32 protein-coding genes are annotated in these 23,367 nt (G+C 60.8%); 17 read left to right on the top strand and 15 right to left on the bottom strand.

Annotated elements, in window-relative coordinates:
- Nucleotides 1-29: 29 nt before the first annotated feature.
- Both HX898_RS21030 and HX898_RS21025 read left to right on the top strand, forming a co-directional pair.
- Entirely contained in the window at nucleotides 30-422 is a 393-nt protein-coding gene (locus HX898_RS21030; protein WP_180195630.1) for a response regulator, read from the top strand.
- 268 nt (nucleotides 423-690) lie between these two features.
- Nucleotides 691-1,482 carry an aldolase gene (locus HX898_RS21025; protein WP_180195629.1) on the top strand — a complete coding sequence of 264 codons (792 nt, stop codon included), beginning with the start codon at nucleotides 691-693 and terminating at the stop codon, nucleotides 1,480-1,482.
- Nucleotides 1,483-1,497: 15 nt separating this feature from the next.
- Here HX898_RS21025 and HX898_RS21020 read toward each other — a convergent pair whose 3' ends face one another.
- Nucleotides 1,498-1,848, bottom strand: coding sequence for an AraC family ligand binding domain-containing protein (locus tag HX898_RS21020; RefSeq protein ID WP_138328730.1), 351 nt, complete (start codon nucleotides 1,846-1,848; stop codon nucleotides 1,498-1,500).
- A gap of 232 nt (nucleotides 1,849-2,080) precedes the next feature.
- On the bottom strand, nucleotides 2,081-2,533 hold the full coding sequence (locus HX898_RS21015) for a hypothetical protein (protein WP_180195628.1): 453 nt from the start codon (nucleotides 2,531-2,533) through the stop codon (nucleotides 2,081-2,083).
- Nucleotides 2,534-2,732: 199 nt separating this feature from the next.
- Between HX898_RS21015 and HX898_RS21010 the strand changes: the two genes are divergently transcribed.
- Nucleotides 2,733-3,410, top strand: coding sequence for a winged helix-turn-helix domain-containing protein (locus tag HX898_RS21010; protein ID WP_180195627.1), 678 nt, complete (start codon nucleotides 2,733-2,735; stop codon nucleotides 3,408-3,410).
- On the top strand, nucleotides 3,397-4,794 hold the full coding sequence (locus HX898_RS21005) for a HAMP domain-containing sensor histidine kinase (RefSeq protein ID WP_180195626.1): 1,398 nt from the start codon (nucleotides 3,397-3,399) through the stop codon (nucleotides 4,792-4,794). Before HX898_RS21010 ends, HX898_RS21005 begins: the two co-directional genes overlap by 14 nt.
- Here the strand turns inward: HX898_RS21005 and HX898_RS21000 are convergent.
- Complete coding sequence (locus HX898_RS21000) at nucleotides 4,760-5,563, bottom strand: glycosyltransferase family 25 protein (protein WP_180195625.1); 804 nt, start codon at nucleotides 5,561-5,563, stop codon at nucleotides 4,760-4,762. The two genes, HX898_RS21005 and HX898_RS21000, sit on opposite strands and share 35 nt — an antisense overlap.
- Before the next feature lie 259 nt (nucleotides 5,564-5,822).
- Here HX898_RS21000 and HX898_RS20995 point away from each other — a divergent pair, with 259 nt between their 5' ends.
- Together HX898_RS20995 and HX898_RS20990 are read left to right on the top strand one after the other, a co-directional pair.
- Complete coding sequence (locus tag HX898_RS20995) at nucleotides 5,823-7,172, top strand: nodulation protein NfeD (RefSeq protein ID WP_180195624.1); 1,350 nt, start codon at nucleotides 5,823-5,825, stop codon at nucleotides 7,170-7,172.
- A 27-nt stretch (nucleotides 7,173-7,199) separates the two neighbouring features.
- The gene (locus HX898_RS20990) at nucleotides 7,200-7,964 is read left to right on the top strand and encodes a slipin family protein (RefSeq protein ID WP_003550345.1); all 765 of its coding nucleotides are present in this window, start codon (nucleotides 7,200-7,202) and stop codon (nucleotides 7,962-7,964) included.
- An 861-nt stretch (nucleotides 7,965-8,825) separates the two neighbouring features.
- Here HX898_RS20990 and HX898_RS20985 read toward each other — a convergent pair.
- Nucleotides 8,826-9,209, bottom strand: a complete 384-nt coding sequence (locus HX898_RS20985) for a hypothetical protein (protein ID WP_180195623.1) — start codon at nucleotides 9,207-9,209, stop codon at nucleotides 8,826-8,828.
- 264 nt (nucleotides 9,210-9,473) lie between these two features.
- Here HX898_RS20985 and HX898_RS20980 point away from each other — a divergent pair, with 264 nt between their 5' ends.
- From HX898_RS20980 to HX898_RS20960, 6 genes are all read left to right on the top strand, one after another.
- The gene (locus tag HX898_RS20980) at nucleotides 9,474-9,764 is read left to right on the top strand and encodes a hypothetical protein (protein WP_138328735.1); all 291 of its coding nucleotides are present in this window, start codon (nucleotides 9,474-9,476) and stop codon (nucleotides 9,762-9,764) included.
- 233 nt (nucleotides 9,765-9,997) lie between these two features.
- Entirely contained in the window at nucleotides 9,998-10,693 is a 696-nt protein-coding gene (locus tag HX898_RS20975; protein WP_180195622.1) for a class I SAM-dependent methyltransferase, read from the top strand.
- 433 nt (nucleotides 10,694-11,126) lie between these two features.
- The gene (locus HX898_RS20970; protein WP_180195621.1) at nucleotides 11,127-12,653 is read left to right on the top strand and encodes a winged helix-turn-helix domain-containing protein; all 1,527 of its coding nucleotides are present in this window, start codon (nucleotides 11,127-11,129) and stop codon (nucleotides 12,651-12,653) included.
- 336 nt (nucleotides 12,654-12,989) lie between these two features.
- Nucleotides 12,990-13,334, top strand: coding sequence for a hypothetical protein (locus HX898_RS33270; RefSeq protein WP_246697951.1), 345 nt, complete (start codon nucleotides 12,990-12,992; stop codon nucleotides 13,332-13,334).
- Between the two features lie 255 nt (nucleotides 13,335-13,589).
- Entirely contained in the window at nucleotides 13,590-14,108 is a 519-nt protein-coding gene (locus tag HX898_RS20965; RefSeq protein ID WP_348649476.1) for an AAA family ATPase, read from the top strand.
- 241 nt (nucleotides 14,109-14,349) lie between these two features.
- The gene (locus tag HX898_RS20960; protein WP_026158563.1) at nucleotides 14,350-14,586 is read left to right on the top strand and encodes a hypothetical protein; all 237 of its coding nucleotides are present in this window, start codon (nucleotides 14,350-14,352) and stop codon (nucleotides 14,584-14,586) included.
- A 277-nt stretch (nucleotides 14,587-14,863) separates the two neighbouring features.
- Here HX898_RS20960 and HX898_RS20955 read toward each other — a convergent pair whose 3' ends face one another.
- From HX898_RS20955 to HX898_RS20910, 10 genes are all read right to left on the bottom strand, one after another.
- On the bottom strand, nucleotides 14,864-16,438 hold the full coding sequence (locus HX898_RS20955) for a carboxylesterase family protein (protein ID WP_180195619.1): 1,575 nt from the start codon (nucleotides 16,436-16,438) through the stop codon (nucleotides 14,864-14,866).
- A gap of 463 nt (nucleotides 16,439-16,901) precedes the next feature.
- A complete protein-coding gene (locus tag HX898_RS20950) occupies nucleotides 16,902-17,228 on the bottom strand; it encodes an NIPSNAP family protein (RefSeq protein ID WP_027685646.1) in 327 nt (108 codons plus the stop codon).
- 222 nt (nucleotides 17,229-17,450) lie between these two features.
- A complete protein-coding gene (locus HX898_RS20945; RefSeq protein WP_180195618.1) occupies nucleotides 17,451-18,044 on the bottom strand; it encodes a hypothetical protein in 594 nt (197 codons plus the stop codon).
- A gap of 13 nt (nucleotides 18,045-18,057) precedes the next feature.
- Nucleotides 18,058-18,255, bottom strand: a complete 198-nt coding sequence (locus tag HX898_RS20940) for a helix-turn-helix transcriptional regulator (RefSeq protein ID WP_029872773.1) — start codon at nucleotides 18,253-18,255, stop codon at nucleotides 18,058-18,060.
- Entirely contained in the window at nucleotides 18,252-18,551 is a 300-nt protein-coding gene (locus HX898_RS20935; RefSeq protein ID WP_180195617.1) for a GcrA family cell cycle regulator, read from the bottom strand. Before HX898_RS20935 ends, HX898_RS20940 begins: the two co-directional genes overlap by 4 nt.
- Nucleotides 18,548-18,943, bottom strand: coding sequence for a hypothetical protein (locus HX898_RS20930; protein WP_180195798.1), 396 nt, complete (start codon nucleotides 18,941-18,943; stop codon nucleotides 18,548-18,550). The genes HX898_RS20935 and HX898_RS20930 overlap by 4 nt, the downstream gene beginning before the upstream one ends.
- Entirely contained in the window at nucleotides 18,909-19,274 is a 366-nt protein-coding gene (locus HX898_RS20925; RefSeq protein WP_180195616.1) for a hypothetical protein, read from the bottom strand. Before HX898_RS20925 ends, HX898_RS20930 begins: the two co-directional genes overlap by 35 nt.
- A gap of 31 nt (nucleotides 19,275-19,305) precedes the next feature.
- Complete coding sequence (locus HX898_RS20920) at nucleotides 19,306-19,584, bottom strand: sigma-70 family RNA polymerase sigma factor (RefSeq protein WP_180195615.1); 279 nt, start codon at nucleotides 19,582-19,584, stop codon at nucleotides 19,306-19,308.
- Between the two features lie 249 nt (nucleotides 19,585-19,833).
- Complete coding sequence (locus HX898_RS20915; protein ID WP_138328744.1) at nucleotides 19,834-20,028, bottom strand: hypothetical protein; 195 nt, start codon at nucleotides 20,026-20,028, stop codon at nucleotides 19,834-19,836.
- A complete protein-coding gene (locus HX898_RS20910) occupies nucleotides 20,025-20,216 on the bottom strand; it encodes a hypothetical protein (RefSeq protein ID WP_180195614.1) in 192 nt (63 codons plus the stop codon). Before HX898_RS20910 ends, HX898_RS20915 begins: the two co-directional genes overlap by 4 nt.
- A gap of 142 nt (nucleotides 20,217-20,358) precedes the next feature.
- Between HX898_RS20910 and HX898_RS20905 the strand changes: the two genes are divergently transcribed.
- The 5 genes from HX898_RS20905 (at nucleotide 20,359) to HX898_RS20885 (ending at nucleotide 23,029) form a co-directional block, all read left to right on the top strand.
- Nucleotides 20,359-21,006, top strand: a complete 648-nt coding sequence (locus HX898_RS20905) for a S24 family peptidase (protein ID WP_011650846.1) — start codon at nucleotides 20,359-20,361, stop codon at nucleotides 21,004-21,006.
- A gap of 116 nt (nucleotides 21,007-21,122) precedes the next feature.
- Complete coding sequence (locus HX898_RS20900; protein ID WP_138328746.1) at nucleotides 21,123-21,590, top strand: hypothetical protein; 468 nt, start codon at nucleotides 21,123-21,125, stop codon at nucleotides 21,588-21,590.
- Nucleotides 21,591-22,296: 706 nt separating this feature from the next.
- A complete protein-coding gene (locus HX898_RS20895) occupies nucleotides 22,297-22,560 on the top strand; it encodes a hypothetical protein (protein ID WP_138387907.1) in 264 nt (87 codons plus the stop codon).
- Between the two features lie 11 nt (nucleotides 22,561-22,571).
- Nucleotides 22,572-22,808 (top strand): hypothetical protein, encoded by a 237-nt coding sequence (locus HX898_RS20890; RefSeq protein WP_180195613.1) that lies wholly within the window; start codon nucleotides 22,572-22,574, stop codon nucleotides 22,806-22,808.
- Nucleotides 22,805-23,029, top strand: a complete 225-nt coding sequence (locus HX898_RS20885) for a hypothetical protein (RefSeq protein WP_138387909.1) — start codon at nucleotides 22,805-22,807, stop codon at nucleotides 23,027-23,029. Before HX898_RS20890 ends, HX898_RS20885 begins: the two co-directional genes overlap by 4 nt.
- A gap of 26 nt (nucleotides 23,030-23,055) precedes the next feature.
- Here the strand turns inward: HX898_RS20885 and HX898_RS20880 are convergent, their stop codons facing one another.
- The gene (locus HX898_RS20880; protein ID WP_012756410.1) at nucleotides 23,056-23,295 is read right to left on the bottom strand and encodes a DUF982 domain-containing protein; all 240 of its coding nucleotides are present in this window, start codon (nucleotides 23,293-23,295) and stop codon (nucleotides 23,056-23,058) included.
- Nucleotides 23,296-23,367: the final 72 nt, after the last annotated feature.

The following is a 23,367-nucleotide window of genomic DNA, read 5'->3' as shown; positions in this document are numbered from 1 at the left end:
CTCCGAACTCTAATTCAACTGAGTGAGTGATGAAAAATGGCAAGGCGGTCGTCCTGGTCGTCGAAGACAGCACGATCATTCGGATGGGTGCGGTCGATCTGGTGGTATCTGCGGGATACGAAGCGCTGGAGGCCTGCGATGCGGACGAGGCAATCGGCATCCTTGAATCGCGAGACGATGTCGATCTGGTGTTCACCGATGTTCAGATGCCGGGCACGATGGACGGCATCAAGCTCTCCCATTACATAAACGATCGGTGGCCGCCTGTCAGGTTGATTGTTGCCTCCGGCGCAGCAATCCTCGAAGAGAGCAACCTCCCCACCGGAAGCAGGTTCTTCTCGAAACCCTACGACGACCACGCGATTATCGATGCAATGGCTCATCTTCTGTCGATCCGGAATAAGACTGGGCTGGCAAGTTAGGTGTTTTTCGACACCCCCTCGGGTCGAGCCGCGGGGCGAGCCATCCGCTGCGCCGACGGGGAGTTTGGCGGAAAGCGCCTCCCCACCCTCCGTCATCCGAGGCCTCGAGCCTGGGATCCATGCCCACTGCTGATGGGAGACCGGCGTGGGTAAAAATATGCAAATGAACCGAACCATGTTTGTCTCCAGCCGGCTTGATGCGAAGCTGATCCGGGCGTAGTTCAGAACATAGCCACCCTCTCCTTCGACAACGATCAGAAACGAAACCATGGCGCACTCCCTCAATACAGCCCCATCACCTGCCGGCGGTCCCAACCAGCCGAAACTCGATACGGACGACATTTGGCGGGCCCGCGTCGATCTTGCCGCCTGCTTCCGGATGGCGGCAAGGCTCGGCATGGAGGAAGGGATCTGCAACCATTTCTCGGCCGTCGTTCCCGGCTATGACGACCTGTTCATCGTCAACCCGTACGGCTACGCTTTCGCCGAACTGACGGCCTCGATGCTGTTGATCTGCGATTTTCACGGCAACGTCGTGTCGGGCAACGGGCAGCCCGAGGCCACCGCTTTTTACATCCACGCCAGGATTCACAAGAACATTCCGCGCGCCAAGGCGGCGTTCCACACCCACATGCCCTATGCCACCGCCCTTTCGATGACGGAGGGCGATCCGCTGATCTTTGCCGGGCAGACAGCATTGAAATTCTATGGACGCACGGCCGTCGACCGCAGCTACAACGGCCTGGCGCTCGACGCGCGCGAGGGCGATCGGATCGCGGCGGCAATCGGCGATGCCGACATCGTCTTCATGAAGCACCACGGCGTGATGGTCTGCGCACCCAATATCGCCGAGGCCTGGGACGACCTCTATTACCTCGAGCGCGCCTGCGAAGTGCAGACGCTCGCCTTGTCGACCGGACGCGAAGTCCTTGCCGTCGCGCCTGAGATCGCCGAAGCGGCTTACCGGCAAATGCGCGAAGGCGACCCGGAGTCGGCCCGGCTCCATCTGGAGTCCGTGAAACGCGCGCTTGATCGCAGCGAGCCCGAATACCAGCGCTGAGCCGCAGCTGGCGGTCTAGGCGTGTGCCGGCCGCCAATGCGGATAGGTGACATAGGCGGTGAGCGCGCCTTCCTCGTGCGAGCGGATGGTCACCGTTTCACCCTTGGGCATGTAGATGATTTCGCCTGGCCCGGCGGTGACTGTTCCGGCATCTGTCGAGACCGAAAGCCGCCCTTCCAGAACGATCATCACGTCATCAACCGCCATCGTCTCGGTAAGGCTCTGGCCGGGCGCGTAACGTCCATAGCCGATGGTGATCGGCCCTCCGTGCCGCTCGTCGACCAGATTGCCGACGGAGATGTCTGCCTCCTGACCGGGGGAACGCTCCAACGACACATCGGCGATCGTGAACTTACGCATCTTCATCATCTTCCTCCATTGCCGTGTGCAGAGGTAGCGCGGAAATTTCACACGCCAAGACGGATGGCAGACGCACGAGGAGGAGGTTCCCGGCCTCTTGGTCTCCTCGCCACAGAGAACGGCGGGTGGAGCATGGCAACCCCTTCCCCCCACCCTCCGTCATCCCAGGCCTTGAGCCTGGGATCCATGCCCGTTGCCAATGGTTGGATCTAGGGCAAGCCAACTTCAACAGCAGAAATCATGTTTGGCAAAAGCTCATCTGATAATCTGGGAAGTCATCTGCCCGTTCCGGCTGAACAAACTCTACGACGAATGTCCGATCAGGAAATTGCCACCCAAGCTTGACCATGTAGATTTCGCGCAGCCGTTCGCCCAGGATCGCCAGCTTGTCGCCCGCCATATCCGTGCATGCCGAGTGCTGAATGTCGGCGATGTGAAAATGGTTCATTACCCATTCGATAGACTGGCGCGTTGCCTCAGGATTTTGTTCGAACGATCGCAAACCCTCAATATTGAAACCATCAACGAGAACGTATTTTTCAAACGCTACGAAGCGCGGCCAGAATATCTCTGAATAGCCTACGGCGAGTGAGAAATTCCCGCTGTTGGCGGTCCAGTCCCGGAGGCTGATCCCTCGACCATCATTCCAGGCTGCGAGTTCTGTTTTCATACTATTAGGAATGTTCGTCACCGTCCCCTCCTTGTCATCTAAGCTTGCCGAGACGAGAGAAGCCTAACGCATCACTTCTTTCCAAGGAACGGCCGGAAACTCCTAGCGTCCGGTTGCGCCTGAAGCCACCCCCGCCCGTCACCTTACGAATCCGTAAGTTGTGGCCAAGCCGTCCTCTCGGCTAGATCTCGCCCCCAGGCATGCCGGGAAGATCGGGCTGATGCGAATCCTGCTTATCGAGGACGATACCAAGACGTCCGATTATATCGCCAAGGGCTTTTCCGAGGCCGGGCATGTCTGTAACGTGGTTGGCGACGGCCGCGACGGGCTGTTTCAGGCGCAGCGCGAGGCCTATGACGTCATCGTCGTCGATCGCATGCTGCCGGGTCTCGATGGGCTGGCGATCGTGCGTTCACTGAGGGCCGCCAAGGTCGGCACATCGGCGCTGTTCCTGACATCGATCGGCGGCGTCGACGATCGGGTCGAGGGGCTGGAGGCGGGCGGCGACGATTATCTGGTCAAGCCCTTTGCCTTCTCCGAACTTCTGGCGCGCGTCAATGCGCTTGGCCGGCGCCCTCCGGTGCAGGAGCAGAGGACGGTGCTGAAGGTGGCCGATCTCGAGCTCGATCTGATCCGGCGGGAGGCCCGCCGCGCCGGCCAGGTGATCGAGCTGCAGCCGCGCGAATTCACCCTGCTCGAGGTGCTGATGCGCGGCGAAGGCCGGGTCATCACCAAGACGATGCTGCTGGAGCGGGTCTGGGATTTCCACTTCGATCCGAAGACCAGCGTCGTCGAGACCCATATCAGCCGCCTCAGGGCCAAAGTCGACAAGCCGTTCCAGGTCCAGCTTCTGCATACTGTCCGCAACACCGGATACAGCCTGCATGCGCCTCGCTAGCTTGCGCCGGAGCACGCCCTTCCGCCTTGCCGTCACCTTCGGCGTGCTCTTCGTCGTCACCTTCATCCTGAGCGGCGCGATCATCTATCACATGCTGCGCCTCGGCCTTGAGCGGGATCTCGAACAGTCGCTGGGCGAGATGAATTCGCTTATTGTCTCGACCTACAAACCCAATGATACCGAGGATCTGGTCAATACGCTGAACAATTATGCGAGCTTCCAGTCGACCTCCGACGGGCTTTATTCGCTGACGGATGCAGGCGGGCGCAAACTTGCCGGCAACTTCGCCGCACCCCGCATCCCGAACGGCGTCTATACCGTCACCTCCAGGGATGTCGGGCTGAAGGGGCATGAACGCTACCGGATGCAGGTCTCGACTATCGGCCCCTACAGCCTGGTGGTGGCGGAAAACTTCAACGACGTCGACGAGATGCTGCGGATCGTGCTGGTGAGCTTCGAATGGGCCGCCACGATCGTCGTCGCGACTGCGATCGGCGGCGGCGTCTTTCTCGCCGTTCGCGCCCAGGCGCGGCTGGACAGGGTCGCCCTCACCATGAACGACGTCTCCCACGGCGCGCTCGACGCCCGCATTGCCATCACCGGCAACGGCGACGATCTCGATACGGTGGCGATCCAGATCAACGCGGCGCTGGAGCGGCTGCAGAGATTGGTCGAGAGCATGCGGCAGGTGAGCGCCGATATCGCCCACGATCTGAAGACGCCGCTGAACAGGCTGCGCCTGACGCTGGATGCCGCGGTGGCTGGGAATGACCGGCAGGCGGATGTTTCGGCGCTGCTTGACGAAGCGAGACACGAGAGCGACCGGATCAACGCCACCTTCGAGGCGCTGCTGCGCATTTCCCAGATCGAGGCCGGCGCCCGCAAGGAGCGTTTCCAGGCAACCGATATCGACGCCGTGCTTGCCGTGATTTCCGAGGTCTATGTCGATGTCGCCGAAGACGCGCTGATGGCGCTTGATATCGCGGAGCGCTGTCCCGCCCTCATCCGGGGCGACCGTGATCTCTTGACGCAGATGATCGCCAACCTGGTGGAGAACGCGATCAACCATTGCCCGGCCGGAACTGGCATCACCATTTCGCTGCGCTGCCAGGGCGGCCGCGCTATCGTCTCGGTCGCCGATACCGGCCCCGGCATTCCCGCCGGCGAAAGGGACAAGGTCTTCCGGCGTCTCTACCGGCTCGACAAGAGCCGCACGACGCCGGGAAGCGGCCTCGGGCTCAGCCTCGTCAAGGCGATCGCCGACCTGCATTCGGCTGAGATCACCATGGCGAATAATCATCCCGGCCTCATCGTTTCGATCGCCTTCCCTCTCGCTTCTGCGGGAGGTATTAACCTCTCATCCGCCATGCCGCGAGCCGGCTGAAGCGGGCAGCAAAGCGGCGCACTTCAGCGGCGGCGCGATACGGCAGGACGCTCCACGGCCGGCGGCGGCCAAGCCGATAGGCCGAAAGCCCTGCCTGGATCTGGGAACAGGGATCGGCCCTTTGGCTGACCGGCAGTGGATCGACGAAGCAGGCGCTCAGCCCATCATCGAACTCCAGATCGAAGGCGAGATCATAAGGCAGGCGCATGGGGACAAGCACACCGGCAATCCAGCCCGCCGCCTTGCGATTGATGAGGTAGGCGCCGGACCCCTTCTCGCGGGTGAGCGCGATAGCGAGCGAGCGCGACGCTGTCAGCGGCTCCACCTTGTGCTTTCGCCCGGAATTGACGGTCGACAGCCGCAGGATGTCCCAGCGCGCCTGGTGCTCGAGGGCCGCATCGAGCAGCTCGGCCAGATCGTCATCAAAATCGAGATCGTCTTCCAGAACGAGCGCGAACTCGGCATGGCTGCCGAGGAAGCGCCTTGCGCATGCGACATGGCTGAGATAGCAGCCGATCTCGAAAGGGTTCGGCCGGCGGCCGTGCCGGCTGAGATAGGCTGCTTCGTCAAAGCCCGGATGCGGCAGGCTCAGCCCTGCCCCATCGACCGCCGCCACGCGCTCGAAGGCAAGGCCGAGGCTTGCCAGCAGGCGCTCCATTCGAAACCGGCGCAATGGCGCACGGTCGAGATTGATCAGGTAGGTGTTCACCCGCAGGCTGACCGGATGAAGGGCGGGCATTAGGGCGGCAGGTGTAGCGCGCATGTTCATGAGAAAGCTGACCTCGACTTGGCAATGATGGCGCCAAGCCTGCGCTCCAAACCTCACGGGGACCTCGCTGGAACTATACATTTTGGTAAAGTGCGAGGGTCGAACGGCCGGGGCTGCATTAAAGCCGCGAATGTTTCCAGCCGCGCTCGACGCGGCGCAGAGAAAGGACTTGTCTCTTACCGTTTCGCAGTTCTGCCATATATTTCAAAATATGAGAGTCCGGCGGACGATTGTGTGGCGTTTGGAGCTTTGGCGGTGGATGCCGTCAATCCTTGCTTTGCTGCTGACGTTGTTCTCGGCTTTGGGCCTGGCGACGCCCGCATCCGAAGCTGAGCGTGTCGCTATAGTCCTGAAGATGAACGGGGCGATTGGCCCGGCGACGACCGACTATGTAAGACGCGGCCTTCAACGGGCCAATGAACGTGGCGCCAGCCTAGTCGTCCTGCAGATCGATACGCCCGGCGGTCTCGACACGTCGATGCGCGACATCATTCGGGCGGTTCTTGGCTCGTCGATACCGGTTGCGAGTTTCGTTGCACCCAGCGGAGCACGAGCCGCCAGCGCCGGCACCTATATTCTTTACGCAAGCCATATCGCGGCAATGGCACCGGGCACCAATCTGGGTGCGGCGACGCCGATCGCACTTGGCGGCCGACCATCCGATGGTGACCGAAACGACAGCCCTGATACGACCGGCAAGCAGCGGCAAGTGCCGCGCGATGCCGGCGAGGCGAAGGCGATCAACGATGCGGTGGCCTATATCCGCGGGCTTGCGGAACTGCGCAATCGCAACGCCGACTGGGCGGAGCGCGCCGTGCGCGAGGCCGCGAGCCTTTCCTCCGCCGCAGCTCTGCGTGAGAAGGTCATAGATTTCACGGCGGCCGATATAAACGATCTCCTGGCACAGGCGCAGGGCCGGGTCGTGCGGGTCGGTCAAACGGATGTCCGGCTCGAAACATCGGGTCTCATCGTCCAGGAACTTGAACCGGACTGGCGAACCCGCCTGCTTTCGGTGATCACCGATCCGAACATCGCGCTGATCTTGATGATGGTCGGTATCTACGGCCTGATCTTTGAATTTCTGACGCCCGGGACGCTGGTGCCGGGAACGATCGGCGGCATCTGCCTGCTGCTTGGTCTCTATGCTCTGGCCTTGCTGCCGGTGAGTTTTGCGGGCCTGGGGCTGATCGTTCTCGGCGTGGGTCTGACGGTGGTCGAGGCGCATTCGCCGTCCTTCGGCGCACTCGGCGTCGGCGGCGGCATCGCACTGGTGCTCGGCGCTACCATCTTGTTCGACACGGATATACCCGGGCTTAAGGTTTCCTGGCCGGTGCTTGGCGCAATCGCCGTCGCCTGCCTCGGTCTTAGCCTTATCATTGCCCGTCTCGCCTTCATCTCGCGCGGGCACGATGTCGTCACCGGCGGCGAGCAGATGATCGGAATTTCAGGCAAGGTCGATAGCTGGACGGGCATCTCGGGCTACGTCATCGCTCATGGCGAGCGCTGGAAGGCCGTTTCAACTGAGCCGCTTGCCGCCGGTGACCGCGTGAAAGTGACCGGTCGGGATGGGTTGACGCTCGAAGTGGCCCGCAGTTCGCAGGAGGCCTAGCGGCCTTCAGATGCAGGAGGAAAAGCCATGGGCATGTTTGCAGATCTCGCCTTCTATCTTGTGATCATCTTTATTCTGCTCGTCGTCGTCGCATCTGCGATCAAGATCCTGCGGGAATACGAACGCGGCGTGGTTTTCACGCTTGGCCGTTTCACCGGTGTCAAGGGGCCCGGCTTGATCCTGCTCATCCCCTATGTCCAGCAGATGATGCGGGTCGACCTGCGCACGCGGGTGCTCGACGTGCCCGGCCAGGATGTCATTTCGCATGACAATGTCTCGGTCCGCGTCAGCGCGGTGATCTATTTCAGGGTCGTCGATCCCGAGAGGTCGACGATCCAGGTCGAGGACTTCATGATGGCGACGAGCCAGCTCGCCCAGACGACACTGCGCTCGGTGCTCGGCAAGCATGACCTCGACGAGATGCTGGCGGAACGCGACAAACTCAACATCGACATTCAGGAAATCCTCGACGCCCAGACCGATGCCTGGGGCATCAAGGTCGCCAATGTGGAGATCAAACATGTCGACATCAACGAATCGATGATCCGCGCAATTGCCCGTCAGGCGGAAGCCGAGCGCGAGCGGCGCGCCAAGATCATCAATGCCGAAGGCGAGCAGCAGGCTGCAGCCAAACTGCTTGAAGCAGCCGAAATCCTCGCCAGGCAACCCGAGGCCATGCAACTTCGTTATTTGAGTACATTGAACGTCATCGCCGGCGAAAAGACCTCGACGATCATATTTCCTTTTCCGATGGAGTTCGGCAATTTGATGCCGCCCAAACCGGACCGATGACGACGCCTTGAATGCGTGGTTTTTGCCGATGGAGCGATGGTCCTGCGGTTGAAAGCATGGGTACGTGGAGGACGAGAGCCTTTCTGTTACGGCCGGGGCTGCATTCTTACGGATTGGTATGATCCCGGCAAAGTGGGCGCAAGAATGCCGCGCTACCAGCTCTCGTGCGGCACGCAGTGGACGCCTCCCTTCCCGCGATCGAAACCGACAACCACCGCGCCTTCGATGACGACAGCGCCCCACTGCGTGCCGCACCGGATGATCCTTGGCAACGGAGTCCTGGGGATCCGGCTAAGACGGCCCCAACCTCCGTCATTCCAGGCCTTGAGCCTGGAATCCATGCCCACGGCTGACGGAGGCGAGAGTGGATCCTCGGGTCAAGCCCGAGGAGGACGGAGCGGGGGGTGAGCTTTGGAGCAAGGACAGCGACGCATCCGGGCATGATCGACGGTTGAGAACTTCTCTGCCGACGCGATCGTTAAATTGATGGACAGCCGGATCGTCTGGATCGCGCTTCAAGGTCGGCATCACCGATCCCTGCCTGATAACTATCATCATCGATCGTGTTCCGCCCAGTTGTGTCGGCATCGTTTTTCAAGAAAAGTTGCGACATGCGACAATCCCCGCTCAGAGATCGCCGCCTGCCCCTCATCCGGCTGCCGCCACCTTCTCCCCGCTCGCGGGGAGAAGGGAAAATGCGGCGACCTCTCCGTTCCCCGCCACGTCTCGCGTGGCACGTCCCCTCTCCCCGTCTTTACGGGGGTCCGCAGGACGGGTTGAGACCAGTGGCTCGACCCCGGTAGGTTAGGGTGAGGGGCAGTCCTCGGCGTGATCCAATCGTCCGGCTTTGCGCCGGCTGTTCTAGGCGTTGTCAGGCTCGGCGATGTCCTCATCAAAGCGACCGCGCACGAGGAAAACATCGGCTGCCTGTTTGGCGATCGGCTGAATCCGCTTCGGCCATCCGGTCGAAATCAGGCCATCGTCGGTCATGAAACGCGGAGTAGCGTTGTAAGCGTCACGCATTGCCGCGAGAACGCTTTCTGCAGCCTCGGTTTCTCGATCGGTCATCGCAGAGAGATGCTGCATAGGCCCCTCATCGGGGAACCAGTCGAAGAACCAGTTGAAGTATTCCGCCCATCCAAGATGCCTGACAGCCTCGTCGCCCTCTGACAGGACGTCGAAAAGCTCAATGAAGCGGTTTCGAATGCGCTGATCCAGCAGGCGCAGAGAGATATCATCGGTCATACGCTTTTGAAACATATCGGCGATCGAAGCCCAATTAACGGCAGGCGTTGATCGGGGGATCAGCCGATTGAGGCGTACCTATCGGTGCGAGGACAACTATTCGCAATACTGCAACAGGGGATAGCGTCGGGATGGTCACGCCTCGCCGCCAAGGATGGCCCGTTGGCGAAGGTGCTGGAACTCTAACGACGAATCTTTGGCCTTGTCACCGCGGTTTGCAGGGGATCGATTGCGGGCGTCTTGACGATAGCCTAGAATCCGCAAATGCCTCTCGCTCGAAAAATCGTCCTTCACTCACCCCTTTCCGATGAAGCGCTTCTGACGGGTTTTGTGGAGCAATGCCTTGCCGAAGGCGTATCATTGCTCGCGATCGTCGGGGCGGGCGCCAACGATCTGGAAGAAAGGGTCGATTGGATCGTTGTCGGCGACGGCTCAGATCCGAAGCGATTTCTCTGCACCACGTCGCATCCCGACGAGCCGCTCGACGATGTCCTGAACCTGGCGAAGGCGTGGGAAGCCGACCCTGGTGATAATGTGGAGCAGGTCTTCCTCTAGTTCGCCTCAGCTTGGGCATTTCGTCCTGACGGATCAAACAAACACCCAGGCTTGAGTCACTTCGTCCCCAGGACCTGGGCCTGCGCAACGCCGTCAACCCCTCCACAGCCGTTGCTGTGGCTGCATCTGGCGCAGATGTTCGTAACCCATCACCGTGACGTTGCGCCGTGTAAGTCTGGCTCCCAGGGAGCGGGTCACAACCGCTTCGAACAGTCTTCGTAAAGGGGAAAAACTTGGCCGAGAATGATTATGATGCGTTCGCGGCGGCTTATGACGCCGATAACGAGGTCAATGCCTGGAATGCCTATTACGAGCGGCCGGCTATTCTTGCCCTGTTTGGCGACGTCGCCGGGCTTTCCGTGCTCGATGCGGGATGCGGCGGTGGGGCGCATGCGGCAGCGCTGATCGAGCGCGGGGCTGTCGTGACCGGGATCGACGCCAGTGCCGGCATGCTTGAAATCGCGCAGCGTCGCCTGGAAGGGCGCGCGCGGCTGCTATCGGCGGATCTCAACAAACCATTGCCGTTTGCGGACAAAGCTTTCGATCTGATCCTCGCCTCGCTGGTCATGCATTATCTGCCGGACTGGTCGAGGCCTCTTGCGGAATTCAACCGGCTGCTGCCCGAAGGCGGCCGTCTGGTTCTTTCCACCCACCATCCCTTCATGGATCACGCCTCGACCGGCCGCGACAATTATTTCGAGACCTACAGCTTCGATGAGACCTGGCAGCGCGGCGGAAAGGATATCGCCATGCGCTTCTGGCATCGGCCGCTGCATGCCATGTTCGCAGCACTCAAGTCGGCCGGATTTCAGATCGACACCGTCAGCGAGCCCCAGCCGGATCCGCAAGCCCGCACGCTTTTTCCGCAGGCCTATCAGAGCCTGACGACCAAGCCGCGGTTCCTGTTCTTCTCGGTGGTGAAAGCGTGACGACAGGTGCTGGCGTTGGGGTCTCTTGACTCTATCGGGCGTGGTGTTCCGAGGTGCCGGAGAATGAGACGGTCGCGGAGCTGTTCCTGCCGTTGAAATAGCACAGCCGGACGGCAGCTTGTCCCATCTGGTCGCCAGAAGCGGACAAGCCGTTGTCCACCCCGGTGAAGGTTTTTCGTCATCGAAGGATAAGGCTGCTTTGCGCCCCAGGAGGGTCACGGAGCGACCGGACAAGATCGGGCGGTAGACATCGTTTTTCGCCTCCTGCGCGGTCGTGCTTCATTGCGACCACACACCACGCCGCGTCCAAGTAACGAGCGAGTTCCGGTCGTTTGCCAAAATTGCGCCGGCCAGACCCATGAAAGAATGAAGAGCCGTCGGCGAAGACCTGGTGTATGCTAGGCGACGGGATCCGTCACACGTGAGGATCGTCATGGTCGGTTCACCAGCAACTGCCACCCTTATCCTCAACGGCAAGGTTGTCGTCGACCTGGAAGGCGAGACGCTCCGTCTTGAGAACGGCGATGCAATCGCCCTCAGGCCGCAGGCCTTTGCGGTCCTTCGCCACCTCGTCCAGAACGCGAACAGGCTGGTCAGCAAGGCCGAGCTGCTTGAAGCCGTCTGGGGAGGCGCCGCCGTTACCGACGACAGTCTCGTTCAATGCATCCACGAGATCCGGCGAGCGCTCGGCGACGAGCGGTATGCGGTCTTGGCCACCGTCTCGCGGCGGGGCTACCGCCTGTCGCTGGAGCGTAGCGACGAGAGTGCGCTCGGCGGCCCTTCCATCGCCGTGCTGCCGTTCGCCACCATGCGCGGCGACGAGCCCAATGACTACTTCGCCGATGGCCTGGTCGAGGACATCATCACCAACCTCTCGAAGATCCCGGGTCTGTTCGTCATCGCACGCAATTCCTCCTTCGGCTTCAGGGGCGAGAAAGCTGATCTGCGCACAATTGCCGCCGAACTACGCGTTCGCTACCTGCTGCAGGGCAGCTTGCGGCAGTCCGGGGGGAGGCTGAGGATCAATGCCCAGCTTGTCGACGGCGCATCGGCCACTCATGTCTGGGCCGACAGGTTCGAGGGCGCGGCAACGGACGTGTTCGATCTCCAGGATCGGTTGACTGAGCAGATCGTGGGCTCGATCGAACCGAGTGTTCGCCGTGCGGAGATCGAGCGTGCGCACCGCAAGCGGCCCGAAAGTCTGGACGCGTACGATCTCTACCTTCGGGCGCTGCCGCACGCCCACGCGAACACGCCCGTCGAGACGGACAAGGCCCTGCAATTGCTGGCGCGCTCGATCGAGCTTCAGCCCGACTATGTCGCTGCGCATGGCTATGCCGCATGGTGTTACGAGCAGCGCTACCTGCGCAACGGGTTGGATCCCGCAGACAAGGCGGCCGCACTCAGCCACGCCGATATTGCGTTAGGCATCAACAGCGACGACCCGCAGGCGATGAGCATCGGCGCGTTCGTCCGCGCCAACCTCACCCGGGACTACGACGCCGCCGTCGAGGTGCTCGACCGGGCTCTCGCATTGAACAACAATTCGGCCCTGGCCTTTGGCTTCAGCGCTTTGGTCAGTGCCCACAGCGAGCGACACCAGCGGGCGGTGGAACATGCGCACAAGGCGCTGCGGCTGAGCCCGCTCGACGATCCGCTGAGCTACCATCCCTACTGCGCACTCGCCCTGACCCACCTCTTTGCCGGCGCCTTCGCCGACGCAGCCAGATACGCCGCTCTGGCGGTCCGGGCAAATCCCGGCTTCAGCATCCCGTACGCCTATCTGGCGGCCAGCCACGTCGGCCTTGGCAATGTCGAAGCCGCGCACTCTGCGGCACGACGACTGATCGAGGTGGCGCCGAATTTCTCGGTCGGCGGCTACGTGCGAACGAACCTGTTTCAGCCGTACTTGATGGACGCGCTGGCAGCGGCCTTGCGAACGGCAGGGCTTCCCGAATGAGGCCGGCCGGCGCGGACCAAACCGCGCGTCAGATGCGGCGCTGTCACAAGCCGCCGGTCCCCAGATCATATCCGTTGGACGGATAGACCAGTCGAGCCGCGATGCGAACAACATCTGCGTCATGAAACGTCCATGACGCATCTCCTGCCTTGGTCGGCGTCGACGAATTCGCGGACGACCATATCAGCAAATGCTTTTCCAATTCGAAACAGGGTCGGGCAAAGATGCCGATCGGGGAAATATCGTCATTTGATCGGAGTCCGTTCGTTACATGCGGCAGGACCTCGCTCACAATTGCCGGCGGATTTGCGACCTGCCGCCCCCGGAACACTCAAGATGAATCGCGCTTTGTATTTCTCAGCTATTCTATCGACGCTGTCTTGCTGGAATGGCGCTACCGCCCACGACACCGAGTCGGGATGGATCTATCCACCCGCTTGCTGCCGAGGGGACAAAGAACGAGGCGATTGCCACGAAATTCCGAGTACCAGCGTGAGCACCGGTCCTGACGGTTTCAGAGTGCAGCTCAATCCGGGCGACCATCACCTCGTCACAAAGCAACACTTCTTCCGAATTCCGTATGGTGACACCATTCCGTCCGGAGACAGTCATTTTCACATTTGCTTGCACCCAACCGAAGACCACGCGAACTGCTTCTTTGCCCCTCCTTACGGATTTTGATTTGCGAGGCATCGGAGGCGCCGCCTGCGGGCGGGATGCTGACAGTCAGCTTATTGTTGGAGGCACCACAAAGCAGCCAGTGGGTCGGACGACCTCACCGGTGAGCTCACCCATGCGCTCCGTCTTGACCCCCGAGCAGGGCGGTCCTACAAGACAGACCATGGCAACACACCTCTGATTGGCCGCGCCTTGCGGCCTTGAGCGAAGCGCAGTCCTGCACGACACCGCGGGGCCACTTCCACTTGCCAAGCCAAAATCAGAGATTTTCCAATGCCCACGCTCTACCTCACTTGCGGTCTTCCCGGCTCGGGTAAGACGTCGCTCGCCAAGATAATCGAACATGAAGCATCCGCCCTCCGTCTGACCGGAGACGATTGGATGCACAAGCTTTACCCCGACATCTCTACTCCGGAAGCCGAAACTGGTCCGTGCCGAGGCAGAGTCGAGAGCCTGCAATGGCAGATCGCCCTGCGTGCCATCAGGCTTCAGTGTAACGTTGTCGTGGATTGGGGAGTGTGGTCACGGGCAGAACGCGACACCTGCCGGGAGGAAGCTCGCGCAGCTGGTGCCCGCGTCGTCCTCTGCTTCCTCGACGTTCCCTTTGATGCGCTTTGGGACCGGGTTTCCCGACGAAACGCCGAGCTTCCAACCGGCACGTTCGACATCTCGCGGGCGGACCTGCTTAGGTGGTCGAAGCTGTTCGAGCCGCCAACCGCCGAGGAGATGGCGCTTTACGATCGGCAAACCCATCCAGCCATCACCGCCCTTAGATGAAACGCCACAGCGCTGGGGGTATTCTCAGTCTGCGTAGCAGGCGGGCCCGGGCCAGCTCGCTGGTGAGGACACCTCGCCTTCTTCCCCGGGGGCCGGAGCACGGGACGGTGGCGGAGCTGTTCCTGCCGTTGAGTGGCTCATCTTCGAAAGTGGACGAAATGTTCCAATCCATTGTCACCCATTGACGTGAACAGGTTTCACCCCAATACGGTCAGGCCAGCCAGACGACAACAGGAGTGTAATCGTGAGCGAACCGACCGTAGCAGATGCAACAAACCGCATTTATGAGTCGCTCCAGGCGGACAACGCCGACATCGACGTGCATATCGCGGCCCTGAAGGCAGCGTTGACGCGGGCGGGTGTGAAAGAGGCCGTATTCGACCCGGCCAGGCTCGTGCAGAATAACCGTTCTGGCAGGAAGCGGATGGAGGCCTACTTTCGGCAGCGCGGTGTCACGGTGAAATTCTCAGCCTCGTGAAGCCTTCCAGACGGCTGTCATCACCCTCAGTGGGGCTGACACTACGCATTGGCGTCGGACGCGAATGAAGAGCTCGCGTCGAAGTAACCTGGCTCGTGTTGCCCTTAGTGGCCGAGAGGGGGTTGCTTGCCCTTTCCCGACGCTCGGCGAGCGGGTGGACCATGAGAGTTGACCGAATGTGGGCTCGGTGCCGGACGGATGGCCGATCCACGTTACCTGGGCTGCGATGGCGCTGTCGCTCATGGCATGGGGCCGGGAGCTAAGCGACAGGCATCCGTCATTTCTTTTCCTGCCAATATCTTTGCCAGAGGTCGAGCCTGGGTTTCAGCGGATCGGCTCCGAACGTCACGCCGTGATTGGTGAAGTCGATGACCCTGTCGGCGAATGGGTCGTGGTGAGGCCATTTTGGCAGTGAGCCGCCATTGGGGTCACCGCTCGTTGCAAACTCGACCCAGTAAGCACTCGCCAATGTCGCCATGGCCCAGTCGGCAGGTGTCACCTTGTCTTTCACCAGTGCGCTTGGAATGTTGAGCATATACGGAATTTCGAAGCCGTGCGGAGTGCCTTTCCATGCCGGATCGTTGCGGAGAGCCTCGGCGACATAGGAGAAACGATACCACCACGTCGGCTGACCAGCGCGGATCATCTCGTCAGCGAGATGGCGGGATGGTTCGACAAGCATTTTGTCGGCCAGAACCTGCTGCTTCAGCTCATCGACAGACTGTTGGCCGGTCGGGTCGTAGAGGGTGCGGGCTTCGGCGGCATGCTTCCCGAACAGCGCGAACAGATCGTCCTTCGTCGCTGCCTGACCGAGACCGAGATCTCGATTATTTGCCCCGACGATGACGGGAACCGGCGCTTGACGGCCTGCCGCAAAAGCCGCTTCCGGCGTTTCGAGCAAAAACCGTCCGTCAATAATCGCGCCTGAGACGCCGATGACGGGCTTACCTGTCGACATTCCCGCCAGCACGTCTTGCGCCGATGCACCTTCGGTCAGCTTTTCTGCAGGCAGCGCCCGAAGGGCGATGAGAGCGTCGGCATCGCTCCCGTTGATCCCCAGCGAAGCCGCATAGTCCAACGCAGTTTTCTCTGCTTCTTTCAAAGGTGACAAAGGCGTGCTCTCAGCACGCGCGGTAGGGAGGCCCGGTGACTGTAGAATGGCGCCGCGGAAAAGCCCCCGTGACAGTGGCGATATCATGTGCGCCATCACCGAGCCGCCACCTGCCGACTCTCCGAATATCGTCACTTTCTTCGGATCGCCGCCGAAGGCTTCGATATTTTGCTGGACCCATTTCAAGGCTGCAAGCTGGTCCATGTAACCATAGTTGCCGACGGGCTCGTCAGGGGATTCCTTCATCAGCGCCGGATGGGCAAAGTAGCCCAATCGGCCTACACGGTAGTTCATGCTGACGAACAAAACTCTCCGGGCGGCCAGCTGGCCACCGGGATATTGAGGGGTGTTTCCCTGGGCAAGAGCGCCGCCATAAATCCAAACCATCACCGGCAGGGGTGTTCTGGAACGCTTGGCGGGTGTCCAGACATTGAGGGTCAAACAATCCTCTGACTTCGGCAAGTCGTCGGTCTGCATGCAGGACGGACCGAAATCGCGGGCATCCTTGATACCGCTCCATCTCTCCGCTGGTCTCGGATTACGCCATCTCAGATCACCAACCGGCGGTGCCGCATAGGGTATGCCTTTGAAGCTGACGACCGTGCCCGACCTCTCACCCTTCAGCATTCCGCTGTCGATCGTAACGGTGTCGTCTGCCGCACCTAACCGTGGCGCCAACGTCAGCTGACACGATGCGACGGCCAAAAAGAGCAGAAACGTGCGACTGCCGTCCACAAACACTGCACTCTCCACCGCTAAGCCGAGACAGTTGGGAACAAACTACTCCCATGGAGCGGCAACGAAATGGGTTCATCCGACGTCACCCGGCCCTCGTCCCGCCGCAAGCCCCCTGCTCGCCCACGAGAACAGCGGCGGCGGCATCTGGTGCGGGCGCGCTTTCGCTCTCCGAAGCCACTGAGATCTGACCTAAGCGATTTTGCCGACGGTGATGAAGAGCCGTCGGCGAAGCGCCCATTCCGGCCGTTCGGGCAGCGTTGGCGATATCCTAGAGCATGATGCCGAAAAGTGTGGTCGGTTTTCGGGCGACATCATGCTCCAACTATTTAATTTAGAACAGGATTCAGATTTTAGGCCGACCGGGCCTAAAATCATCCTGTTCTAGGAGCTGCCGTTCTTCATCGCTTCCGCGGATGACCAGATCGGGTGGAATTCCGACTGGCGGCAAGCGGGGATCGGTGGTGTCTTACTTTACTGCCGAAAAGGCGGTCGGTGACAACAGCTGGCTAGATATATTGGAGAGGATTTGCCCGTCGCGCTCTGACTCGTCGCGGGCCTTAAGCCATGCAGGATCAGTGGTGAAAGCTTTCCATTTCACCTCGCGATCGGCTAGCGATTCCCAGGCGATGAGATAGGTGAGACGCTGGCTGCTTTCGCCCACGATTGTGGTGAAGAAACCCGCCTGCTTGATGCCGTGCTTGTCCCATATTGCCAGCGTATGTTCGGCAAAGCGGTTGAGCAGCGCGGGCAATCGGCCGGGCAGGCAGTCGTAAATTCTGAGCTCGTAGATCACAGTCTTGCTTCCTTATGTCCCTTGAGAACGACATGTGTTTGGCACTTGCTCCCCTGCGCCCACAATGTCCTCAAAACTTGCAGCAACGTCAATTTCACGGTGGATCCGTCAATATCCCTATTAGAACAGGCCCTGCAGGTATGTGCGAACCGCTAATCTTCTGTCAATCCGATCGCCTGTGTTTAGGCGTGGCAATTTTGACCCCCGGCTTGAGCCACTCCATCAACCACCCCTCGCCCCGCGCAACGCCGTCAATCCCCTGCGCAGCCACAACAACTGCTGCGGCGGCATCTGGCGCAAATGTTCGTAATCCATCACCGTGACGTTATAGACCATGCTCCTCACCTGCGGCCCATCAGGGCAGCGCAGAAGGATGCCCTGCAGCGCCATCATGCGGTTGCTGGCCTTGCGGGCGCGGTCGGCGAAGGTTTCGGTGACTTCGCCTTCATGGCCTTTGACGGTAAAGAGCGATTGCGCTCTCGGGCTCGGGGCCGGGATGCCTGTCGTCTTGTGGTAGCGGGCGATCGCCTCCGCATAGTCGTCGCCGGCCTGGCGCTGCTCGGCGGTGATCAGGCCGTCGAGGAACATGCGGCCGAGGGTGTAGCCGGCAAAGGGGCTCTTGACCGTCTCGTCATCAACCGTCCGGCCGAAGCCGTGGATGCGCCGGCGGGCTGATATTGCCACGCTGATATTGTCCTTCTCGGTTTCGAAGGGCTTGATCTTGCCGCAGGGAAAACGCTCGACATTTTCCTTGCGCGGCCGGCCGGCGCCCTTGTTTGCCCGTCCTGTCTTCATTTTGGTGGCTTTGCCGCCCATGCTGATGGTCCTTCTATCGAATGATGCCGTTTCTGAGTGCCGCGGCGACCAGCGCCGTTTCCTTGAAGACGCCGAGCTTCATCTTGGCGTTGGCAATGTGCGTATTCACCGTGATGTGGGAGATGCCGAGAATGGTGCCAATCTCGGCTGCCGTCTTGCCCTCCGCCATCCAGCGGATCACTTCGGTTTCGCGTGGGGTGACGTTGCTCATGGCTCTGCATACCCATCGATGCACGGCACGCGCGGCATCGTCACATGCGCGCCCGACAGGGTCACTCGCGTCACGCGGTCGGGGTGGCGGATCGGATCGACGGGCGGGCCTGCCTTCGGCTGCGGATGCCAGGTATCCTGCCTGGAGGGGAACCTGTCGCGGTTGCGGTGCGCCATGTTGATGACGGTGTTCTTTTTCGAGCCGAACAGGTTGGCGATCTCTCTCGCCGACAGCCCTTCCTTCCAGAGCTTTTCCGCCTTGACGATCTTGTCTTCCGTCCAAAAGGTGATGGTCATCTCACTGCCTCCTCGTATCGTGCGGCCCTTGCAATGATCGGATTGTCGGGAAACATCCTGGCGAGCTCCCGCTTGGCGCTGCGGCTGCCATTGGCGGCGTCCCGCAGCAGCTGCATCTTGTAGGCCGGGACTTTCGGCTGCGGCGTCTCGGGCTCGGCTTCCATGCGCGGGCGGCTCTCCGCCTCGATCGCCGCCTGCTGATTGCGGCATTGCTCGGCAAAACTGGCTGAGCTCGGGGCGAAGGCGCGGTTATGATCCCTGACCTTTCCGGAGATGAAGAGTTTGGCGGCCTGCCAGACAGCCTCCAGCGGAATGCCCTCGATCGCGACGAGATAGGCGCGGATCTGCATGTCGGGATCAGTGCCTCCGGATGCCGGGAAACCCGAAAGCATCCCAGCTATGATCTTCACCGGAGAGGAAATCTCTTGCGGCATCGACTGTCGTCCTTCTCGTACTGCTGTTGATCGACCCGGCTTCCCTCGCCTTCTCCTTGAGGTACCAGTCGCATTTGATCGCCTGCCAGCCGCGGAAGATCTGCATCTCGGCGGCGCCGACCGGATCGCCGGTCATGAGATATTCCCTCGCCTGCATCCTGGCGGCATAAGCCGTCAGCGGCTTTTTCAGCGTGCGCTTGCGATGCTCGATGATCGCTACCGCCAGGTCCTCCCCCAGCACCGGGCTGAGGATCTCCATGATCTCCTGGTTCGTTGTGTCCTTACCCATGCGATGTCCCTTTCCGGTTGAGATGGCCTCTTCAAACCCGCAGCCGCCGTCGCCCGCCGGCAAAATTGACCGGGGCGCCGGGCCTGGCGGTGCGGCGGGGAAACCGCCTGTTCTCTGAGCCGGCATGATCCTGCTGGGCGGTGTCGCCCTTCTCGGCGCTTCGAAGCCGGTGGATCTCGGTTTCCACCGACGGCACCGACGTGCCGAGGAGCGTGGCGATTTCGATATAGTCCCGGCCGCTGCGGAAGAGTTCGAGCGCGTTCATGTGGGCGCCTTGCTGCGCCGGGGCGGCCTTGAGCTCATTGCTCATCGTCTAATCTTTCTTTCGATTTCGAACGCAGCTCACCGTTCCCGCCGAAGCGGGTGGCTGGCACATCCTTATTTTCAAAATCATCGATGACGACCGGAGCCGGCTCTTGCGCGAGCAAAGGCTCCGGTCGTCTGCCAGGCCGCCGCCTGGGTGGGCACGGCATCGCCGCGCCCACTGGGCGCGACGATGTCGCGCCCAGGGATGCTGGCGTCGCCGAGGGAGGGCGACGACGCCAGCCACCGATAGCCGTCAGGGAGGGGCTGGGCTATCGGGGTTGGTGATCGGCAGAGCGCCGGGCGGGATCATCGTCTCGCTGATCTCTTCCGGTCGCGTCGGCCGGTCGCAATTTTCGCAGTGGCGCTCGATCACCTCGGCAATCGACAGCGCCTTCGCGCAGATCGGGCAGCCGGTGTAATGGGCGGCAATCAGGGCGGAGATGGTCATAGCGATTCCACCTCCCGGTTGGCGTTCAGCACCTGCTGCAGGGCCTTGGCGAGGAAGGGAATATCCTCATTGCGAACTGATATCACAGACATGCGCCCTCCCCTTGGCCCTTGCGGCCGGTGAATGACGACGCCGGTCGGCATGACCTCCATGGCGAGCTTCTCTTCGCTTGAGATGGTGAACCTCATGCCATGGTCTCCCCAGTCGGCAACGCTGGACCGTTGTTGATGATGTCGGTGCTTGTCATGGCGACTAGGGTACAATTAATACCCTATATGTCAAGCACATTAGGGCATGACATGTACCTTATTTTAGGGTATTTTTTATATCATGTTGAAAGATCAGGAACAATTTGAGCGCGAAGAACGCGCAAAGCGCCTCGTCATGGCCCGAAAGAATGCCGGCTTTGCCGGACCGAAGGCGATCGTCGATCGGTTCGGCTGGAATGCCAATGTCTACAAGGCGCATGAATCCGGCCGCAACGGCTTCGGCATTGCTGACGCGAAGAAGTATGCCCGCGCTTTCAAGGTCAATCTCAACTGGCTGCAGTTCGGCACCGGCAACGCGCTCGATCCGGATGAGCTGCCCGCCTCCGTCGCCGATGTGCCAAAAATCTCCTGGGTCAGCGCCGGCCAGCTGAGCGAGCAGGCGCCGATCACCGATTTTTCGGAATTCCCGACGGTCGCCGCACTCGACCTGCCGGATGGCGAATGGATCGCGCTCGAGGTCGAAGGCAATTCGATGAACAAGATCTCGCCGCCCGGCTCGATCATTTTCGTCAATCTACGCGACAAGCGCCTGGCGCCGAACGCGCTTTATGTCGTCGCCGACGAAACGGGTGCCGCAACCTACAAGCGCTATCGCCCGAACGACGACCCGCCCTTCCAGCCGGCTTCTTATGAGGACGTGCCGCCACCGGAATTCCAGGGCGCCGTCACCATCGTCGGCCGCGTCCGCCGATCGATCATCGAGATGTGAGGATCCATGCCGGGCGCGCTCGACGATCTCACCGTTTTTGGGTGTACTACCGGCACCCGTGTGCGCACATCACCAAGCTGCCGGGCAGATCAGCAGAAGATAACATTGGAGGGGAAATGCTTGCTTTTATGGGAACATGGCCGGCGCCGGTTGTTTACGGCCTGGTTGGGGGGATATTCGGGGCGATTGGCGCGGCTGTCGGCCATCTGGCGGCCAAGCGATTTCCGAACGCGAGAACGATCATTGTTGTTCTGTTTCTTGCCAGTTCAAGCCAAGTCACCAAGCTGATCGTCATTCCCAGAATTCAGAATGACGAGGCGAACGCTAACCTGCCGCAGAAGATAGACGCCATTACCACTCTTGAGCGCATCTCTGTCGAGGGAAAGACGGTCCGATATTTTTACCGTCTGAGCGATTCCCTCCCTTTAACGGATGGGGCCGTTATGAAGTCAGGCATTGCCTCGTCCGTGTGCACTTTCTGGAAGCCGAAGCTTGATTCGGGCGAGGCCGAACTCGCCGTCTACAACTACGCCTTCAAGGATGGGCAGTCGAGTTTCGATCTGAGGGCAAGCGATTGCCGATAACGTCGCGACGTCAGGTCGTCCGTTAAAGGATATCTCAATGATTCAAACGTCTTACAATGGGTAAAAGATGCTGAAACCGACATCGCGCGCAGGCAGAATCTGGTTCTATATCGTGACCTTTGCGGTGTTTCTCCTGGCGTTCAGCGCCGCGCGGGAGATCTATGGTCTTTAGGATTTCGCTCTGAATCTTGCCGGATGGCATCCAGACCCGCCTCGATCACCTCGTCGGTGATTTCGATTTCGTTGCGCATGGCCGGCCCTCCTTTTTTCTCGTAGCATCATGCTCCAACTTCAGTTCTCATTCCTCTCTCTTCAGCTCAGGAAGAGAAGGTTCCTGAAGGCTGGTGAGGGAGGGTTCCGGCCAAAGCTTCCCCCTACCCCATGAGCAAAGCCCATGAAGCTGGGAGAGCATTGGCCAAGTCCTGAAGGCCGGAGCCGGGATGGGACACGTGCCAGAGGGGCCATTCGCTTCGCCCTCGTCCTGATTTTCTGACAGCGCACTTAAGGACTTTCGCTTCCCGCGCCGCTGGGCTTCGTCAGCTCGGGAGTTGCACCCGGTCGCCCAATCACTGGCCCGAGACATAGACCTATGATTCGTACCTCGTCAATCGTTGGGGTATTTTTTATACCTTCCATGGTTGACGTAATCGGGTATGATATATACCTTTCCTTCACAAGCCGATCAGAGGCGCGAGAGGACAGGGCGATGCAGCACATTCGCAGAATCGAGACCGAGGAAAGCAAGCGGGATGCCCGCTGGAATGGCGCGCAGACGATCGGCGACTGCCGCGCCTATATGGCGATCGAGGCCCAGCGCATGGGCGCGCTCGGCTTTGCCTTCCTGCGCCGCCCCGAACATTCGATCCGCGGCCCGTCCTGGCTGCGCGGGGCGGCGGCTTCCGTCGAGGAGCACTACCGCTATGCCCGCGAGATCATGGGCATCGCCAACAACGATCAATTCTACGCCTGAGGGGAACGGAGATGTCTGCCGCCAACCTTACACCTGGTTCCACCGACAGCCCTTCCCTTCCTGCCGCCCGACAGGCCGGGACAGCCGAAAAGACCGGCGCCAAGGCCCGCTTCACGGCCGAGGCACCCGATCTCCTGAGGGCGCTGGTGGAGGCCGAACGCTTCTTCGACGGCAGCAAAGATCACGGCTGCCCACTTCACCGGAAAATCCTCGCCGCCATCGACACGGTGAAAGGCGGCGCGTCATGAACGATTGCTTGATCAAAGCCTTTTCCGGCTGCGCCTGCCCGCCCGGCGAATGCGCACAAAAGCCCGCCACCCCGGCGCCGGTCACCTTCGTCTCGTGGCGGATCCAGGCCATCGCCTGCCTCGCCTTCGGCTTCCTCGCCGCGATCGTCTCGGCCGCCTGGATGGAGACGCAGTTCAAAACCCGGGATCTGCAAAACCAGGAGCAGGTGTCATGGAAGTGAGCCAGGGCTTTTGCCAACACCGCCGGTCAGGAGCTGAACTTGATGTCGCTGGCCTTCGCCGCCGTTATGAATGCGCGGCGCACCTGCTCCGGCCCGGCCGCATCATTGAACACATCAAGCACAAGCCGCTCCGCCACCTTGGCCGCCGGCGTCTGCTCGGGCCAGTCATTCAGCAAAGTGTTGCCGGCCTGAACGACATTATAGACCGTTCTCACCTTGCCATTGATGGTGATCTTCACCGGCTTGAACCTTCGTCGCCTGCTCATGGCGCCGCCCCCTCACACTGGACACGCGACTCAACGAATCACTTCAGGACTCGTTCCGGTTGATTCGAAAGT

The organism is Rhizobium sp. WYCCWR 11128, assembly GCF_013416305.1.
Taxonomy (GTDB): Bacteria; Pseudomonadota; Alphaproteobacteria; order Rhizobiales; family Rhizobiaceae; genus Rhizobium; species Rhizobium indicum.
The sequence above is the reverse complement of the archived record's forward strand: the minus strand, read 5'-3'. Positions and strand labels throughout refer to the sequence as shown.

What these genes read in the sequence shown, in the direction of transcription:
- HX898_RS20985 (WP_180195623.1), bottom strand. Translation starts at nt 9,209, where the DNA reads ATGACCGATGATATCTCTCTGCGCCTGCTGGATCAGCGCATTCGAAAC.
- HX898_RS21030 (WP_180195630.1), top strand. Translation starts at nt 30, where the DNA reads ATGAAAAATGGCAAGGCGGTCGTCCTGGTCGTCGAAGACAGCACGATC.
- HX898_RS20880 (WP_012756410.1), bottom strand. Translation starts at nt 23,295, where the DNA reads ATGAGCAGGCGACGAAGGTTCAAGCCGGTGAAGATCACCATCAATGGC.
- HX898_RS20920 (WP_180195615.1), bottom strand. Translation starts at nt 19,584, where the DNA reads ATGAGCAATGAGCTCAAGGCCGCCCCGGCGCAGCAAGGCGCCCACATG.
- HX898_RS21020 (WP_138328730.1), bottom strand. Translation starts at nt 1,848, where the DNA reads ATGAAGATGCGTAAGTTCACGATCGCCGATGTGTCGTTGGAGCGTTCC.
- HX898_RS20935 (WP_180195617.1), bottom strand. Translation starts at nt 18,551, where the DNA reads ATGACCATCACCTTTTGGACGGAAGACAAGATCGTCAAGGCGGAAAAG.
- HX898_RS20915 (WP_138328744.1), bottom strand. Translation starts at nt 20,028, where the DNA reads ATGACCATCTCCGCCCTGATTGCCGCCCATTACACCGGCTGCCCGATC.
- HX898_RS20980 (WP_138328735.1), top strand. Translation starts at nt 9,474, where the DNA reads ATGCCTCTCGCTCGAAAAATCGTCCTTCACTCACCCCTTTCCGATGAA.
- HX898_RS20940 (WP_029872773.1), bottom strand. Translation starts at nt 18,255, where the DNA reads ATGAGCAACGTCACCCCACGCGAAACCGAAGTGATCCGCTGGATGGCG.
- HX898_RS21005 (WP_180195626.1), top strand. Translation starts at nt 3,397, where the DNA reads ATGCGCCTCGCTAGCTTGCGCCGGAGCACGCCCTTCCGCCTTGCCGTC.
- HX898_RS21025 (WP_180195629.1), top strand. Translation starts at nt 691, where the DNA reads ATGGCGCACTCCCTCAATACAGCCCCATCACCTGCCGGCGGTCCCAAC.
- HX898_RS20900 (WP_138328746.1), top strand. Translation starts at nt 21,123, where the DNA reads ATGCTTGCTTTTATGGGAACATGGCCGGCGCCGGTTGTTTACGGCCTG.
- HX898_RS20995 (WP_180195624.1), top strand. Translation starts at nt 5,823, where the DNA reads ATGCCGTCAATCCTTGCTTTGCTGCTGACGTTGTTCTCGGCTTTGGGC.
- HX898_RS20925 (WP_180195616.1), bottom strand. Translation starts at nt 19,274, where the DNA reads ATGGGTAAGGACACAACGAACCAGGAGATCATGGAGATCCTCAGCCCG.
- HX898_RS20990 (WP_003550345.1), top strand. Translation starts at nt 7,200, where the DNA reads ATGGGCATGTTTGCAGATCTCGCCTTCTATCTTGTGATCATCTTTATT.
- HX898_RS20930 (WP_180195798.1), bottom strand. Translation starts at nt 18,943, where the DNA reads ATGCTTTCGGGTTTCCCGGCATCCGGAGGCACTGATCCCGACATGCAG.
- HX898_RS21000 (WP_180195625.1), bottom strand. Translation starts at nt 5,563, where the DNA reads ATGAACATGCGCGCTACACCTGCCGCCCTAATGCCCGCCCTTCATCCG.
- HX898_RS20905 (WP_011650846.1), top strand. Translation starts at nt 20,359, where the DNA reads ATGTTGAAAGATCAGGAACAATTTGAGCGCGAAGAACGCGCAAAGCGC.
- HX898_RS20910 (WP_180195614.1), bottom strand. Translation starts at nt 20,216, where the DNA reads ATGAGGTTCACCATCTCAAGCGAAGAGAAGCTCGCCATGGAGGTCATG.
- HX898_RS33270 (WP_246697951.1), top strand. Translation starts at nt 12,990, where the DNA reads ATGAATCGCGCTTTGTATTTCTCAGCTATTCTATCGACGCTGTCTTGC.
- HX898_RS20890 (WP_180195613.1), top strand. Translation starts at nt 22,572, where the DNA reads ATGTCTGCCGCCAACCTTACACCTGGTTCCACCGACAGCCCTTCCCTT.
- HX898_RS20970 (WP_180195621.1), top strand. Translation starts at nt 11,127, where the DNA reads ATGGTCGGTTCACCAGCAACTGCCACCCTTATCCTCAACGGCAAGGTT.
- HX898_RS20895 (WP_138387907.1), top strand. Translation starts at nt 22,297, where the DNA reads ATGCAGCACATTCGCAGAATCGAGACCGAGGAAAGCAAGCGGGATGCC.
- HX898_RS20945 (WP_180195618.1), bottom strand. Translation starts at nt 18,044, where the DNA reads ATGGGCGGCAAAGCCACCAAAATGAAGACAGGACGGGCAAACAAGGGC.
- HX898_RS20885 (WP_138387909.1), top strand. Translation starts at nt 22,805, where the DNA reads ATGAACGATTGCTTGATCAAAGCCTTTTCCGGCTGCGCCTGCCCGCCC.
- HX898_RS21010 (WP_180195627.1), top strand. Translation starts at nt 2,733, where the DNA reads ATGCGAATCCTGCTTATCGAGGACGATACCAAGACGTCCGATTATATC.